Genomic DNA, 15,182 nt, shown 5'->3' on the forward strand with positions numbered 1-15,182 from the left:
CATGCCGATTAAACTTCACCAGAACGCGCGGACAACACCGGCGATCCGTCGGGCAATTCAGCGCTCCAGCCTGTCGGCAAGCGCCAGCTCGCTCTGCTGCCAGAGTTCTTCGATAGTGATTTTGGGATTCAGCACACGGATATATCGCCCTCGTCCTTTTTTGCCGGTGATTTCACACAGCACATGCTGATTGTCATGGTCGATGGCAAGCACCATTCCGGAAGCGAGACCATTCCCAGGATAGAAATCGACGAGCCACTCCTGCGTTCCCTTGTTGATGCATTCGAGAAACCTGACGATAAGCGGTCGCTTGTGATGATAGAGGCTGATCTTGCCCTGGAAGAATTCGCCGTATCTCAGTGCCTGAAATTTCATTGCTGTTTAACGGTTATTGATGTGAAAGATTCTGGCTGTCGATTTGTAGATAAAATCGTCTCACGCCTGCAACCGCTACGAACATAACATTTTGGAAGGTTTCAATTCTGCAAACAGTGTAACGATGGGACTATTCATCACATGCCCCAAAAAGCTCACCGGTGACTGATTTGCACAATTGCGTCGTCCAATTGTGTAAAGCGTCAGAAACGCTGCCCGACAATTCCGGAAACAATGCTGCTTGACCTGGAGGCCATGATGAAAAAACTGTTTGTACTGACACTGCTGCTCGCCATTACCGGCTGCGCGTCATACCCGTACCATAAAGACGGACGAAGAGACAGGGATGACCGGTATCGCCGTGAGGATAGGCGAGACAGAGATCGTGACCGGGACGACCGGAGGTATTATGACGATCGAAGAGATTCCGGCGACCGGTATGACCAGAACAGCGATTCGTGGAAACCCTAATACTGACCCCGGCCAGGCATGACCATCTCCGGGTGCCGAGCCGTTTTCTGCTGTCGAATGCAGCGGTTAAGCACCCGGGTTATGCCGATTTAACGATCCAGTACAGCTCGCTGCCCTGCCGGACTTTCTCGAAGCGACCCGAGGCGAGCAGCTCGCCCATTGTTTCGCGGATTTTCGCGGCGTCGCCGTCAAAAAGCTTGCCGAGAGCCGCTTCAAGTTCGCGTTCCTGTACCGGGTGGCGCGAGGCGATGCCCGCAACGGTGTCGAGCAAGTTGCCCACCGAACCAAGGTTCATTTCCCCCTTGGCGGGATGCAGCACCGGAGCGGAAGAGGAAAGAACGAAAACCGCGCGCTGGATGAGTTCTTCGTCCGGAATGCCGACAAAGCTTTCGGGCGCGGGGCGGGTCGGCATAACGAGATGAATCATGTCGGGACGAATCTCCGCAAGCACCGCCGCCATTTCCTTCAGCGCCTCCTCCGAATCGTTCACTCCTCTGATGAGCATCACCTCGACCCAGAGCTTGCCGCGATACTCCTGCCGAAAAAGCCTCAAACCCTCGACATGTTTCTCGAAGGTAAAGCCAGGCGCAGGGCGGTCGATGCGCTCGAACAGCTCTGGTGAACCTGCGTTGAGCGACGGCAGCACAGCATCGGCTTCGAGCAGCTCCCGACGGACTTCCGGATCACTCAAGAGCGAGCCGTTGGTAATGACCGCCACCGGGATTTTCGAGATTTTTTTGACTTCGGCAATCAGCCAGTCGAGCCCTTTGTAGAGCGTCGTCTCGCCGGAGCCGACAAAGGTGATCCAGTCGATCGGCTTGCCGCTCGCGACCGTTTCGAGAATCTCCGAGAGAATCTCCTCTTTCGGGAAAAATTCACGCCGCTCCGTTACGAACGCCGTCGTGCGGCCAAGCTGGCAGTAGATGCAGTTCCAGGTGCAGCTTTTGGATGGCAACAGATCGACACCAAGCGACTGGCCGAGACGCTTGGAGGAGACGGGTCCGAAAACATAGGTCATGGCAAAGCTCCTTTTTATGATCAGCCCGCTTCTGCGGCGGCTTCAAGTTCCAACATTTTCTCGGCACTCTCCGCTTCGAATGCCTCGCGCGACACGTGCGGCAGCACCAGGCTGGAAATGGTGAAGGCGATGATTTCGAGCACGAAAATCGCCGCGTAGGCCAACATGTGGTTGCCCGAAAAGTGGAAGACGAGGTCGCGAATCACGCCCGCGCTCGAATGGCCGATGAAGATAGCGAGGCTCTGCGCGGTCCCCCACAACCCCATGTAAATACCGCTGCGCCCGGCGGTCATGTTCATCATCATGGTGATGTTCGAGACGCTCGCCGCGCCGAGGCCGATGCCGGTCACGACCAGCGCGATACGCAGAAACTGCACGTCGTGCATGAACCCGGCAGCGATAATCAGCCCGAAGCCTACCGCACCGAACACGTTACCGAAATAGGCGCCGCGCCGCGTGCCGATGCGGGAGAGCAAAAAACCGGTCAGCAGCATGAAGATGAGCTGCGTGCCGCCCATCACCGGCTTGAAAAGCTTGGTCGTTTCAGAAACCTGCATCCCGAACACCTCCGCGCCAAAGGGATCCATCACCACCTCGTTGGCGAAAAGGGCGAAAATGGAGATGAAGATGTAGAGCGCGAAAAGCATCGTGTTGGGCGACGACGCGAGCAGGCGGATCGCCTGTGAAAAGGGAATACTGTGCTTCTCCTTGTGAACGCCGACCCCGGCGTTCCGGCGCTCAACGCCAAGCACGGCAATGAGGCCGAAGGTAAGTGCGACAAGGCCGCCAATTTCGGCCACCTGCGTCAGCCGCTCCGGCGTGAACACTTTGAGATAACTGCCGATGGAGTAATTCGAAATGATGGCCGTCAGCACCATGAGCGTCCAGCTCGCCCCGGCAATCTTGCCGATATCTTTTTCGTCAACCATGTCGGCAATCAGGGCGTAGTAGGCTGTCGTGGCGACCTGGAGGCCGAAGCCGAAAACGAGGAAGATGGCGCTGAGCTTCCAGAGGCCTACATCGCCAAGCGCGGAAAAGATGATGCTGACGAGGCTTCCCGTTCCATCGAGCCGCACCTCGTAGGCCGTCGTCGGCGCGAGGATGAAGGAGACAATGCAGCTCACCAGGCCGATAAGCACATATGGCGTACGCCGATAGCCGAAGATGGCGTAACGGTCGGAGAGGTTGCCCGCCCACACCTTGACGCCGAGAATGGCCAAAAGCTCCTTGAGACTGATCAGGCCAAGCGCGATGGTCGCGGGCAGGAACAGCTCCTTGATCATGACCCGGTTCAAGATGTCTTGCACAAAGCCGAGCATGATGCCGAACCCTATCTGAAACAGCGAGAGCCGGACAAGATTGAAAATCCGAAAGAATTTATTCATGAAGCGCGGAAATGGATTGGAACTGTCTGAAAGCCTCTTCATCAAACAAGGCCATAATTTACACAAAACCCTTGCTTTCTCAAGGATTGCGTCCTGCGGCCATCCTTGGAAATCAGGGTGAATTTGGTTATCATGATTTTCAAAAGGCGCTTCCTCGTGAGCGTCGAAAATCATCTTGGGGGTGCTTCGCCATGTTCCATGAACCGAAGCTGAGATCACACCCCTATAACTTGATGCAGGTAATGCTGACGCAAGGAAAGATGAAGCACGCATCTCCAAATCCTGCTTCACCGTCCCTTCCGACTCCGGATTCCTGCTTTTCTTTCTGACTCGCTCCATGAACCAAGAGAACGCATCCTGCCCCAAAAAACACTTTTTCGGCCCTGCATCATCCCGAATCACCGTCAAAGGCACCATCTACCCGATCGAGGTCGGCATGAGGCGCGTCGCCCTCACCCGCAGCTACGAGTGCAAGGGCGAGCGTTTCGACGCGATGCCGCTCTATGACACCAGCGGTCCGTTCGGCGACGCAGAGCGCGAGCACGACGTGCGTAAAGGACTGGAACCGGTGCGCGACCGCTGGGGCTTCGACCGCGGCACGGTGGAGTCAGTGGGTGGCGAACTTTCGATGACAGGACGCAAGCCGCGCGTGGCGAAGGCGGGCGAGGCGGTGACGCAGATGCACTTCGCCCGCAAGGGGATCGTGACGCCGGAGATGGAGTACGTCGCCATCCGCGAGAACCAGGCGCTCGAAGCGTGGATCGAAAAATGCGGCGGCAAACCGGTGACGCCGGAGATGGTGCGAAGCGAGGTGGCGCGGGGACGGGCGATCATCCCAGCCAACATCAACCACCCGGAGATCGAACCGATGATCATCGGGCGCAACTTCCGGGTCAAGATCAACGCCAACATCGGCAACTCGGCGCTTGGTTCGTCGATTGACGAAGAGGTGGAAAAAGCGGTCTGGTCGTGCCGCTGGGGGGCGGACACGGTGATGGATCTCAGCACCGGCAAGAACATCCACCAGACCCGCGAGTGGATTCTGCGCAACTCGCCCGTGCCGATCGGCACGGTGCCTCTCTACCAGGCACTCGAAAAGGTTGGCGGCAAGGCCGAGGAGCTGAGCTGGGAGGTCTACCGCGACACGCTCGTCGAGCAGGCCGAGCAAGGGGTAGACTACTTCACCATCCACTCGGGCATCCTCGCCGCCACCTTGCCTGACGCCGAAGCGCGGCAGACCGGCATCGTTTCACGCGGCGGCTCGATCATGGCTCGCTGGTGCCGCGCCCACAAGCAGGAGAACTTCCTCTTCACCCGCTTTGACGACATCTGCGACATCCTGCGCAGCTACGACGTCGCCATCTCGCTCGGCGACGCGCTCCGTCCTGGATCGATTGGTGACGCCAACGACGCCGCGCAGTTCGGCGAGCTGAAGACACTCGGTGAGCTGACCCTCCGCGCCTGGAAGCGCGACGTGCAGGTGATGATCGAAGGCCCCGGCCACGTGCCGCTACACATGATCCGCGAGAACATGGAGATGCAGCTCAAGCACTGCCACGAAGCGCCGTTCTATACCCTCGGCCCGCTCGTGACTGACGTGGCCGCCGGATACGACCATGTCAATTCGGCCATCGGCGGCACGCTCATCGCCAGCCTCGGCTGCTCGATGCTCTGCTACGTCACGCCGAAAGAGCACCTCGGCCTACCCAACCGCGATGACGTGCGCGAAGGCGTCATCGTTCACCGCGTCGCCGCCCATGCCGCCGACATCGCCAAGGGAAGCGCCACCGCCTGGCTGCGCGACGAGCTGATGAGCAAGGCCCGCTACGCCTTCGCGTGGGAAGACCAGTTCAGCCTCGCCCTCGACCCGCTCAAGACGCGGCAAATCCACGCCCAGAACATCGCCGCCACCGGCGACACCTCCGCCACTGCAAAGTATTGCACCATGTGCGGCCCCGACTTCTGCTCGATGAAAAGGTCACAGGAAACGACTGCCGCGGGGTTGTAAATCGGGGTTCTTCACTTATAAGTCCTATACGACCTATAGGACTTATAAGACCTTAGTCGCACAATTTATTGTGGCTATCAACGATTTTGCCGATTGGGCCAGTTCGCATAGAAGTGCATTGTCGGGTTCGGGCTCGGGAGGAGATTCGAAAGAATGGATAGCCGCGAGGGCTACCCCTACAGCAGGTACAGGTTTTGGCGGTTTTGACAATTATATCAGGTCGCCGTTGCGAGTGCAAATCGTTACGAAATACGCACCGCCTTTTGAATAATCATAGTCGGCCAACCGAATCGAACGTCGATGATGTTTTTGATGATCGTAGTTCATAGTGGATCATAACGTTTGCATTAAGCCGCGCTGCGAAGCGGCGTCGGCTTAAATGAATTGTTAGCCCTTGACCGTGTAGTGCTTGTCCAACACGTTGAACACGGCATTGCTAAACCACGCCTGCTTGGCACTCTTCGGATTGTCGGGATCAAGCTTCTTGACATGGCAATACCGCTTGTCTGACTTCAGGGGCTTGCGCAGATCGTGATACTTCTGGTTCTGCTTGAAATCGAAATAGCGAGCTGAGCATGCTTTGGTAAGCGCAGCATAGTTGAGCGGATACTTATCTTTCAGGTGCTCTTCAGTGAGCTGAACTTTAGGAGCACTTGGGTCGTTCGTGACCTGAACCTTGATCGCATCATCCGCTTTTGACTTTAGGAACTTGAGCTCTACGTTTACAGAAACCGCATAGTCCGCCTCGGGGTCACCTGCCGCTTCGAGCGATGAGATAAATGTTGCAACATTTTTCTCCTCTTTGCTCAGAATGATTGCATCGCCTGGCTGTTGAGGATTAACGAATGCCAGGGGCATCAAATAGAAGTTGTACTGTGAAAAGTCGATGTCGAACCATGACTGCGCAGCCTTCGCATAGTTCCTAACCGAGGCACTTCCGACCTCTTGGAGCCGCACGGCGAACACTCCGCTTTTGTTGTAGAAATGGACTGATGAGTCTCTGATCTCGCAGAGCGCGATGATGTTCTTGTGAGCAGCATCAGCTAGCGTCTTCTTCTCAGCCATCCTTTTTGCCAAGTAATCTAGGCTGTGCGTGAGGGGATTTCCTGCACCCGTCATCTTGACCTTGGCATGCTTGTACGGTTTTCCGTTTGGTCGCAGTTTCTTCTCTGTGACGTAAAGCATACGAACTTTGTTCCCGTTGTCCTTAAGCCATTTTGCCTTTAGGAGTAGCTCCCAGGCATTGATAGCTAGAATCGAGAAGGTTTCCTCTCGGTATTTGAAGTCGGGCTTGTTGTAGACCTCAATCGCCGAAACCATTGCGGAGACGCTCTTTTCCACCAGTTCTTGCGACCGAGCTTTCATTGAGGGCTAAAAATACTTATATGGTTCCGTCTAAAAAACTTGATACTTGATTTGTGTCAGCATAAGCCGCCAGCCTGCCGCAGTCATAAAATCCGATAAAACATTTTAATTCAACGCCTTACATCCATAACCGAATTTTATGCTGCCGCGTTATACGGATTAGCAGAACACTCACCTGTTCAAACGCGACCGACCAATCAACGCTCATTCTCAAAAAAAATTTACCGCAAATCCACCCACAAAACCAACCCCCATCACTACCCTGCTTTCACCGGCGACACCGCCGCCACCGCAAAGTATTGCACCATGTGCGGCCCCGACTTCTGCTCGATGAAAAGGTCACAGGAAACCGCCGCTGGGGCATAATTTCACAAATCCTACCGGTCGTTTAGAACTTATCAAACCTATTCTTCGATTTCTCCACAAAAAAAGAAAAGGCTGCCCAATCACTGAGCAGCCCTTTCAATGCTAAATTTCCAACCTCTTGCTTTTTACCCCGCCGCCTCGACAATCGCCATGAAGTCGTCGGCATTGAGGCTCGCGCCACCAATCAGGCCACCGTCGATATCCGGCATGGCGAAAAGCTCCGCAGCGTTAGAGGGTTTGACGCTGCCGCCGTACTGGATCCTGAGATGGTCCGCCGCTTTCTGACCGTAGAGTTCGGTGACTTTCGCCCGAATCAGCGCGTGAACCTCCTGCGCCTGCTCTTTGGTGGCGGTTTTGCCGGTGCCGATTGCCCATACCGGTTCGTAGGCAATCACCAGCTTGCTGATGTCGGTAACATCAATCAGCCCCTCAACCACTTGGGCAGTGACGATCTGACCCGTCACGCCGCGCTCGCGCTCGTCGAGCGTCTCACCAACGCAGAGGATGACGCTCAACCCTTCAGCCAACGCCTTTTTGACCTTGAGGTTGACCGTGGCATTGGTTTCGCCGAACAGTTGACGGCGCTCCGAGTGCCCGAGGATAACATAGCTGCATCCGGCAGCGGCAAGCATCCGCGTGGAGACCTCGCCGGTGAATGGGCCATCACTCTCGTAATGACAGTTCTGAGCGCAGAGCCTGATTCCGCTCCACTCGATCACCTTGCAAACCTCGTACAACGCCGGAAATGTGGGGGCGATGCCCACTTCACACTGCACACCGTCAGCTCCGACCTTCTCGGCAATCGCAGTTGCCAGATCGACAGACTCGGCGATGGTGTTGTTCATCTTCCAGTTGCCCACCACAATTTTTCTGCGCATATCAGTAATCGGTTACGACTTCGCCGTAGATTTTGTCGATATCGGCCACCTTGAAGGTGTGCTTCCAGAAACGGGAATCTCTGAGTTCGATCTTGTCCTGATCGATAGCTGTGACGTAGCCGTGCCAGACCCGCCGCTCTTTGGTGACAAGATTGATTTCCTTGTCGAGCAATTCACGGGCTCCACCGATCTGGCTGGCAGTATAAATTATCTGACGTTTTCCCATACATATGGTGTTTGAATTGGCTTTTTATTTAACAAAAATATCGAGGATTTCATAATGGAGCTCACCTTTCGGCACGCTGATTGTAACCTTGTCACCAACCGACTTGCCAATCAGCGACCGGCCGACGGGAGAACGCACGGATATTTTGCCAAGATCGGAATCGGCCTCCTCGGACGAGACAAGGGTGTATTCAATAATTTCGTCCTCGGCATCCAGATTACGTAGCTTTACCGATGTGAGAATATAAACCCGATCGGTCTTGATCTGCTTGGGATCGAGGATAGTAGCTGATGCCAGTTTATTTTCGATTTCACCGATTTTCGCTTCAAGTTGCGACTGTTCTTCTCGGGCAGCGTCATACTCGGCGTTTTCACTCAGGTCTCCATGCGAGCGAGCTTCGGCAATCTTTTCAAGCACCTCCTTGCGGGTCTCGGTCATCAACAAGTGAAGTTCCTCCTTGAGCCGATTATACCCATCTCGTGTCAGATAAATTCGATCACTCATGTCAGTTCATGGTTTTGATTGGTGATGCAGAAAAGCGAATGATCACCAGACGTTACAGCAACAATGGTTTGGCAAACAAAAAAAGTAAAGTCAGCAGCCTGGCTGACTTTACTTCTGTTAAAAGAATTTAGAAAACTTTATCCTGCGAGCAAAGGGCATTACAGATTAAACGCAAAATACATCCGACTCCATCCGCGCTCAACCAACAGGAAGAGCAGATCGCCCCTTTTCTTGTTTTTGACGATTGCATTGAATGCCGCAACCGAATCCACCGGCTTTTTGTCGACCGATATGACCACATCGCCCGGACGAAGGCCAACCGAGAAGGCCCTGCTCGATTTGCTGACTGATGTCACCACGATCCGGCGCGAGTCGGCTTTCAGATTCAGCCGCCCGGCCAGTTCGGGGGTCAATGGCGCAACCGAGAAGCCGAGCAATTCGTTCTTCGATTCGGTGCTTCGAGCCGAGGCGGTCGCGTTGTCTGGAAGCGATTCGAGGCGTGCGTTCAAGGTGAGAATCGCGCCGTCGCGATTGATCCTGATGGCGGCGCTGCTGCCGGGAGCCATCGCCGCGATCCGGTTGCGCAGCTCCGCCGCGCTGTTCACCTTCCGTCCGTTGAATTCAAGGATCACATCCCCGCTCTTCAGGCCGGCCCTGGCCGCAGGGCCACCCTGCATCACCGTGCCGACCAGAACCCCTTCGGGAGATTTGAGTTGCAGCCCCTTGGCGATATTCTCATCGATATCCTGAATCGTAACGCCGAGGTAGCCGCGCTCGACCTTGCCGTTTTTAACCAGCGAAGTATAGACCCGATATGCCATGTTCGACGGCACGGCAAAGCCGATACCTTCAAACCCACCAGTGCGGCTGGCTATCGCCGTATTGATGCCTACCAGCTCGCCACCGATATTGACCAATGGGCCGCCAGAGTTTCCTGGATTGATGGCTGCATCAGTCTGGATAAAATTCTCGTAATCGGCCACCCCGACATTGACACGGCCCTTGGCGCTAACGATACCCTGCGTCACGGTGCGGGCGAGGTTTTCGCCGAGTGGACTGCCGATGGCGAGCACCCACTCCCCGACCCGCAGCTTGTCGCTGTCGCCGAAAGCGATCGGCTTGAGACCGGAACCGGAAATCTTCAGCACAGCCAGGTCGGTGCGGGGATCGGTGCCGACGATCTTGGCCTTGAATTTCCGGTTATCAGAGGTCATAACCGCAATGGAGCCCGCCTGGTCGATCACATGGTTGTTGGTCAGAATGTAGCCATCCTGGCTGACGATCACACCCGATCCCAGTCCATGGATCACCTCCTTGCGAACGTTCGGTTCTTCGGGTAAAGGAAAGTCAAACATCTCTCCAAACGATTTGCCGAAAAAATCGAAGGGGGTCATAATCCGGCGATCCACTTCGGTTTCAGTATAAATCGTCACCACCGAAGGGGTAGCTGACTCAGCGATATCCACGAAAGCATCATTGAGATCGTTGAGCGTCCGTATCGGATGGTTGCGAAGGGTTTCAGCCGCAATACTCGAGTTGGGGTGACTGGAAACCATAAACCCGTTATTGCCGCCTCCGTTAAACGAAAAATCGAGATTGGAAAAAGCGAGCGCCCCAGCGGTGATCCCCACAGATACCAGCGCTGCCGATTTGAGCATAGTCAGTTTCTTTTTCATAGCTGTCTTCGGTTTAAAAGTTTATCAGACAAAGGTCTCAATACTTTCAAGAGCCGTCAGGCCTGCTCTCATCTTGTTCATGGTCTCTTCGTATTCAAATTCTGGCGTCGAATCGGCCACGATGCCGCCCGCCGCCTGGAAGTAGATAACGCCGTCGCGGATCACCATCGTGCGGATAGCGATGGCAGTGTTGAGCTGCCCCCGGAAATCGAGGTAGCCCACCGCGCCGCCGTAAAGGCCGCGCTTCTCTTTCTCCAGCTCGTAGATGATCTCCATGGCGCGAACCTTCGGCGCGCCGGTCAGCGTTCCCGCCGGGAAGCACGACCAGAAGGCGTCCATCGCCGTCAGACCGTCCTGCAATTCACCCCGGACGTTGCTGACGATGTGCATAACATGCGAGTACTTCTCGATCACCATCATCTCGTTGGTCTCGACCGTGCCGATCTTGGCGATGCGCCCGATGTCGTTGCGGCTTAGGTCGATGAGCATCAGGTGCTCGGCCCGCTCCTTTTCGTCGGAGATCAGCTCCTTGGCGTTGCGCTCGTCCTCCTCGAAGCTCTCGCCGCGCCGTCGCGTTCCGGCGATAGGCCGGGTATCGACCATGCGGCGTCCGGTGTGGTCGCGCTCTACCTTGACCAGCAGCTCGGGCGATGAGCCGACGACATGAAAATCCTCGAAGTCAAAGAAGTAGAGGTAAGGCGAAGGGTTGATCGTCCGGAGCGCGCGATAGACGTCGAACGGACGGGTGTGCAGCTTGCGCTTCAGGCGCTGCGAAATCTGCACCTGGAAGATGTCACCGCTCAGAATGTACTCCTTGGCCTTGAGCACCTTGGCGTAATACTCGTCACGCGTGGTGTTCGAGATGACCGGCTCCGGTTTCTCGGGCTGAAACGGCACGAGAGCAGGCACGAGCGGCTTCTGCAACAGTGCGGCAAGCTCGTCGATTTTGCGGTCGGCGCGCGTGCGGTCGGCGGCGTCGAGATAGTTGGTCACGAGAAAGAGCTTGCGCATCACGTTGTCAAAGATGACGAGCGTGTCGCAGAAAAGCAAGCAAAGGTCTGGCATCCCTGCCGGATCGGGCTGCTCGGCGGCGGGAATCTTTTCGATGAGGTGCATGGTGTCGTAACCGAAATAACCGAACACACCGGAGGTGCTCATCTGCTGCGAACCGCTCTTGTGGCGAGGCAGCTTTTCGGAGGAGAACATCGCCATGCAGCGATCCACGACGGCGCGAAGGTCACGCTCCTGTTCAACAATGGCAGACAACTGGCGGAAACGCTCGTCACGAACGTCAAGCAAAATCTCTCCGCCAACCGTCCCCTTGAGTACGGCTACCGGATCGACGGCGATATAGGAATAACGGGCCATACGCTCCTCCCCTTCGACCGACTCGAGCAGGCAGGAGTAAGGGCGCTGGAGTTTGAGGTACACCGACACCGGGGTTTCCGTATCAGCCTGAAAGGTTCTGACCAGAGGGGTCAGAATAAAAGACGGCTCCTTTGCCGGGTCGGCCGTATTGTCCGAAAAAGATCTGATCATGAATGAGTAGATGCTACGTACGATAAGGTAAAAAATTCATAGTATCACACCTTCGCTGTTTCTATATTGCTACACTTATGAACACAGCGTAGTACTCAGGCTGCTGACAACCATCAAAAGCGATGATCGTCAGCCCGGTGTCTTCTATCGGTAATCAGCAAGCTGTCGCCATGAACATTGCAAGCGGATCCGGCCGGAAGTGGCTCACCGCACTTATACTCTCTCCGGGAATGATTTTCGCCTCAGCCTATCTCTTGGTTTGGCTGTCAATGAATCTCTGGCTCAATCACAACTTCAAGCATCACCTCAAGCAAATCTTCACCGCAGAAACCGGCCAGCGATACCGGATCGACATCGGCTCGCTCAGGCCAGAACCCAACCTGAATTCACTGACGCTCAAACAGCTGGAGCTAACCCCCGTCGGAGTCGCTGAAAACCAAAGAGCAAGCCGGTCAGTGTTTCAGATTGAAGAACTTCGTATCGAATGCGCCGACCTCAGCCTTTTCCCCTTCAAACCGGCAGACGAACTGCTTACCCTGCGCAAAGTCAGTCGAGTCATTCTTTTGAACAGCGTTCAGTGAACAGCCAAACCGATGCGATTCCACCGAATAGAGGCAATCTTTTCAACCGGATCGAACAGCAGCGGCAGATCGGGATCCCATGACCAGTACACCATCATGGCCTGGCCCACAATATCGTTTTCCGGCAGAAAACCCCAGTAACGGCTGTCGAGGCTGTTGTCACGGTTATCGCCCATAGCGAAATAGTAGTTGCGGCTCACGGTGTAGCGATTTGCCGCCTGGCCATCGAGAAACACCTGATCGCCGACCAGGCTGACCGTATGCCCCTCATAGGCGATCAGGTCGCGATAGAGCGGAAGCGTCGCTGAGGTGAGCGTGATCACATCGCCACTGCGCGGAATATGGATAGGGCCGTAATTGTCCTTGTTGTAATCGGACATGCTCGGGAAAATCTGGAACTCGGGCACGCCTGCCGGCATTTTTGTGCCAATGAACTGAGCGTGAGGCGGTAACTGCATCCCTTTGCCATTGATGTAAACCTGCTGGTTCCGGATTTCAAGATTGTCTCCCGGCAAGGCGATACAGCGCTTGATGTAGTTCAGGCTCCGATCGCGGGGAAACTTGAAGACGATGATATCACCTCGTCTGACATCATGAACTTTGGGCAGAGAGATGTCAGTAAAAGGCACCTTGGCACCATAGACAAACTTGTTGACAAAAAGGAAATCGCCGGCAAGCAGCGTTTTTTCCATCGAACCCGTCGGAATTCTGTATGATTCTATAACAAACATCCTGAGAATTGCCGCCACCAGGGCGGCAATGACAAGAGCCTCGAACCATTCACGCGATTGCGTCTTGCCGTTTTTTCCGTTGGGGGTCGTGTTCTGTTTTTTCACACTGTGCTTTTTTTAGACGTTGCTGGAATGCTCAATCGTACGCACCATCTGTAAGACGTCAAGATGAGTGGTATCCAGCGCAGCCATGCTGATTAAACGGGTCTGTAACTTGTTATTCGTCGATGTTCAGAACGGCGAGGAAGGCTTCCTGCGGCACCTCGACCCGGCCGACCTGCTTCATGCGCTTTTTGCCCTCTTTCTGCTTTTCAAGCAGCTTGCGCTTACGGCTGATGTCACCGCCGTAGCATTTGGCAAGCACGTTCTTGCGCATGGCTGAAATACTCTCGCGCGCGATCACGCGGCTGCCGATGGCTGCCTGGATCGCCACCTCGTACATCTGGCGAGGGATGATCCCCTTGAGCTTCTGGCAAAGCTTGCGACCCCACTCGTAGGATTTCGAGCGGTGCACGATCGACGACAGCGCATCGACCGGCTCGCCGTTGAGCAGCACGTCGAGCTTGACCAGATCAGAACGACGGTAGCCGATGTACTCGTAATCCATCGAGGCGTAGCCTTTGGAGATCGACTTGAGCTTGTCGTGGAAATCGAACACCACCTCGCCCAGCGGGAACTCGAAATGAATGTTCACCCTCGACGTGTCGAGATAGTCGGTGTTCTTGTACTCGCCGCGACGCTCCATGCCAAGCTTCATGATGTTGCCGATGTACTCCGACATGGTGATGATCTGCATCGACACGTAAGGCTCCTCGATCCAGTTGATCTTGGTCGTCTCAGGCATCTTCGAGGGGTTGTCCACCTCGACCGTCTCACCGCTGGTCATGATCACGCGGTACTCAACGTTGGGCACCGTAGTGATGATGTTGACGCCGTACTCGCGCTCCAGCCTCTCCTGGATGATCTCCATGTGCAACAGACCGAGGAAGCCGCAGCGGAAACCAAAGCCGAGCGCTGCGGAGGTCTCGGGCGTATAGACCAGCGAAGCATCGTTGAGCGAGAGCTTTTCAAGCGACTCGCGCAGATCCTCGAACTCGTTCGATTCGACCGGGTAGAGACCGCTGAACACCATCGGTTTCACATCCTTGTAACCGGCAAGACGTTCCGCCGCCGGGTTTTCAACCAGCGTGACCGTATCGCCGACCTTGGCATCCTTGACATCCTTGATCGAACAGATCAGGTAACCTACGTTACCCGCTTCGAGGATATCCACCGGATTGCGCTTCAGACTCATGGTGCCGATTTCGTCAGCCATGAAAATCTTGTCGTTAGCAAAAAAGCGCACCCGGTCTCCTTTCTTCAGCACGCCGTCCACGATCCTGATATAGGCAATCGCCCCACGATAGGCATCGAACACCGAGTCGAAGATGAGCGCACGAAGCGGCATCTGGCGGTTATCCGCCGGAGCGGGCACGCGCGCCACGATCGCCTCCATGAGATCGTCCACGCCAATGCCATTCTTGGCCGACACCCGGAGAATTTCGTCACGGTTGACGCCGATCAGGTCGATGATCTGCCGCGCCACGCCCTCGACATCCGACGATGGCAGGTCGATCTTGTTGATGACCGGAATGATTTCGAGACCTGCCTCAATGGCAAGGTAGAGATTGGCGATGGTTTGCGCCTCCACGCCCTGCGTGGCATCGACAACGAGCAGCGCGCCTTCGCATGCGGCGAGCGAGCGCGAAACCTCGTAGCTGAAATCGACGTGACCTGGCGTGTCAATGAGGTTGAGAATATAGTCTTGCCCATCCTTGGCCGTGTAGCGCATCTGCACCGCGTGGCTCTTGATGGTGATGCCGCGCTCGCGTTCGAGATCCATGTCGTCGAGCACCTGGGCGGTGGACATCTGGTTGCGTTCGAGGGTATGGGTCACTTCAAGAAGCCGGTCGGCAAGGGTCGATTTGCCGTGGTCGATATGGGCAATAATGCAGAAGTTTCTGATCATGCCGACTTCTGTTCCTGTCGGAGGCATAAGTATCTGTTCTAACGAGTAATA

At 55.4% G+C, this 15,182-nt stretch carries 14 protein-coding genes, 1 pseudogene and 1 riboswitch; of the genes and pseudogenes, 3 read left to right on the forward strand and 12 right to left on the reverse strand.

Annotated features, from left to right (window positions below; genetic code table 11):
• Positions 1-57: 57 nt before the first annotated feature.
• The gene (locus AYT24_RS06505; RefSeq protein ID WP_010933105.1) at positions 58-375 is read right to left on the reverse strand and encodes a hypothetical protein; all 318 of its coding nucleotides are present in this window, start codon (positions 373-375) and stop codon (positions 58-60) included.
• Between the two features lie 234 nt (positions 376-609).
• Here AYT24_RS06505 and AYT24_RS06510 point away from each other — a divergent pair, with 234 nt between their 5' ends.
• Positions 610-846 (forward strand): hypothetical protein, encoded by a 237-nt coding sequence (locus tag AYT24_RS06510; RefSeq protein WP_193331656.1) that lies wholly within the window; start codon positions 610-612, stop codon positions 844-846.
• Between the two features lie 79 nt (positions 847-925).
• Here AYT24_RS06510 and AYT24_RS06515 read toward each other — a convergent pair whose 3' ends face one another.
• Together AYT24_RS06515 and AYT24_RS06520 are read right to left on the reverse strand one after the other, a co-directional pair.
• Positions 926-1,864, reverse strand: coding sequence for a radical SAM protein (locus tag AYT24_RS06515; RefSeq protein WP_010933107.1), 939 nt, complete (start codon positions 1,862-1,864; stop codon positions 926-928).
• 20 nt (positions 1,865-1,884) lie between these two features.
• Positions 1,885-3,249, reverse strand: a complete 1,365-nt coding sequence (locus AYT24_RS06520; protein WP_164927031.1) for a BCD family MFS transporter — start codon at positions 3,247-3,249, stop codon at positions 1,885-1,887.
• 167 nt (positions 3,250-3,416) lie between these two features.
• Positions 3,417-3,523, forward strand: a riboswitch (TPP riboswitch).
• Positions 3,524-3,586: 63 nt separating this feature from the next.
• On the opposite strand from AYT24_RS06520, the gene thiC reads away from it, so the two are divergent.
• Entirely contained in the window at positions 3,587-5,257 is a 1,671-nt protein-coding gene (thiC, locus tag AYT24_RS06525) for a phosphomethylpyrimidine synthase ThiC (protein WP_010933109.1), read from the forward strand.
• A 228-nt stretch (positions 5,258-5,485) separates the two neighbouring features.
• Here the strand turns inward: thiC and AYT24_RS10755 are convergent.
• The 7 genes and pseudogenes from AYT24_RS10755 to trpE all read right to left on the reverse strand — a co-directional run.
• Positions 5,486-5,584, reverse strand: a pseudogene (locus AYT24_RS10755) (transposase); the annotation flags it as partial.
• Positions 5,585-5,644: 60 nt separating this feature from the next.
• A complete protein-coding gene (locus AYT24_RS06530; RefSeq protein ID WP_010933110.1) occupies positions 5,645-6,622 on the reverse strand; it encodes a DUF3644 domain-containing protein in 978 nt (325 codons plus the stop codon).
• A 491-nt stretch (positions 6,623-7,113) separates the two neighbouring features.
• On the reverse strand, positions 7,114-7,866 hold the full coding sequence (gene tpiA / locus AYT24_RS06535; RefSeq protein ID WP_164927032.1) for a triose-phosphate isomerase: 753 nt from the start codon (positions 7,864-7,866) through the stop codon (positions 7,114-7,116).
• A gap of 1 nt (position 7,867) precedes the next feature.
• Complete coding sequence (locus tag AYT24_RS06540; RefSeq protein WP_010933112.1) at positions 7,868-8,092, reverse strand: hypothetical protein; 225 nt, start codon at positions 8,090-8,092, stop codon at positions 7,868-7,870.
• A gap of 24 nt (positions 8,093-8,116) precedes the next feature.
• Positions 8,117-8,596, reverse strand: coding sequence for a transcription elongation factor GreA (greA, locus tag AYT24_RS06545; RefSeq protein WP_010933113.1), 480 nt, complete (start codon positions 8,594-8,596; stop codon positions 8,117-8,119).
• A gap of 158 nt (positions 8,597-8,754) precedes the next feature.
• Positions 8,755-10,272 carry a DegQ family serine endoprotease gene (locus AYT24_RS06550; protein WP_010933114.1) on the reverse strand — a complete coding sequence of 506 codons (1,518 nt, stop codon included), beginning with the start codon at positions 10,270-10,272 and terminating at the stop codon, positions 8,755-8,757.
• 24 nt (positions 10,273-10,296) lie between these two features.
• Entirely contained in the window at positions 10,297-11,811 is a 1,515-nt protein-coding gene (gene trpE, locus AYT24_RS06555) for an anthranilate synthase component I (protein ID WP_010933115.1), read from the reverse strand.
• Positions 11,812-11,933: 122 nt separating this feature from the next.
• On the opposite strand from trpE, the gene AYT24_RS06560 reads away from it, so the two are divergent.
• Positions 11,934-12,392, forward strand: a complete 459-nt coding sequence (locus AYT24_RS06560; RefSeq protein WP_010933116.1) for a hypothetical protein — start codon at positions 11,934-11,936, stop codon at positions 12,390-12,392.
• Here the strand turns inward: AYT24_RS06560 and lepB are convergent.
• Together lepB and lepA are read right to left on the reverse strand one after the other, a co-directional pair.
• Entirely contained in the window at positions 12,386-13,228 is an 843-nt protein-coding gene (gene lepB, locus AYT24_RS06565) for a signal peptidase I (RefSeq protein ID WP_010933117.1), read from the reverse strand. The genes AYT24_RS06560 and lepB overlap by 7 nt on opposite strands.
• Positions 13,229-13,340: 112 nt before the next feature.
• A complete protein-coding gene (gene lepA / locus AYT24_RS06570) occupies positions 13,341-15,158 on the reverse strand; it encodes a translation elongation factor 4 (RefSeq protein ID WP_010933118.1) in 1,818 nt (605 codons plus the stop codon).
• Positions 15,159-15,182: the final 24 nt, after the last annotated feature.

The sequence above is a fragment of the Chlorobaculum tepidum TLS genome (genome assembly GCF_000006985.1).
GTDB classification, from domain to species: Bacteria; Bacteroidota; Chlorobiia; order Chlorobiales; family Chlorobiaceae; genus Chlorobaculum; species Chlorobaculum tepidum.

Bases quoted from the DNA above. Each gene is read 5' to 3' on its own strand.
- tpiA (WP_164927032.1), bottom strand. From the start codon at position 7,866: ATGCGCAGAAAAATTGTGGTGGGCAACTGGAAGATGAACAACACCATC.
- thiC (WP_010933109.1), top strand. From the start codon at position 3,587: ATGAACCAAGAGAACGCATCCTGCCCCAAAAAACACTTTTTCGGCCCT.
- AYT24_RS06550 (WP_010933114.1), bottom strand. From the start codon at position 10,272: ATGAAAAAGAAACTGACTATGCTCAAATCGGCAGCGCTGGTATCTGTG.
- trpE (WP_010933115.1), bottom strand. From the start codon at position 11,811: ATGATCAGATCTTTTTCGGACAATACGGCCGACCCGGCAAAGGAGCCG.
- AYT24_RS06520 (WP_164927031.1), bottom strand. From the start codon at position 3,249: ATGAATAAATTCTTTCGGATTTTCAATCTTGTCCGGCTCTCGCTGTTT.
- AYT24_RS06560 (WP_010933116.1), top strand. From the start codon at position 11,934: ATGATCGTCAGCCCGGTGTCTTCTATCGGTAATCAGCAAGCTGTCGCC.
- AYT24_RS06540 (WP_010933112.1), bottom strand. From the start codon at position 8,092: ATGGGAAAACGTCAGATAATTTATACTGCCAGCCAGATCGGTGGAGCC.
- AYT24_RS06505 (WP_010933105.1), bottom strand. From the start codon at position 375: ATGAAATTTCAGGCACTGAGATACGGCGAATTCTTCCAGGGCAAGATC.
- AYT24_RS06515 (WP_010933107.1), bottom strand. From the start codon at position 1,864: ATGACCTATGTTTTCGGACCCGTCTCCTCCAAGCGTCTCGGCCAGTCG.
- lepA (WP_010933118.1), bottom strand. From the start codon at position 15,158: ATGCCTCCGACAGGAACAGAAGTCGGCATGATCAGAAACTTCTGCATT.
- AYT24_RS06530 (WP_010933110.1), bottom strand. From the start codon at position 6,622: ATGAAAGCTCGGTCGCAAGAACTGGTGGAAAAGAGCGTCTCCGCAATG.
- greA (WP_010933113.1), bottom strand. From the start codon at position 8,596: ATGAGTGATCGAATTTATCTGACACGAGATGGGTATAATCGGCTCAAG.
- AYT24_RS06510 (WP_193331656.1), top strand. From the start codon at position 610: ATGCTGCTTGACCTGGAGGCCATGATGAAAAAACTGTTTGTACTGACA.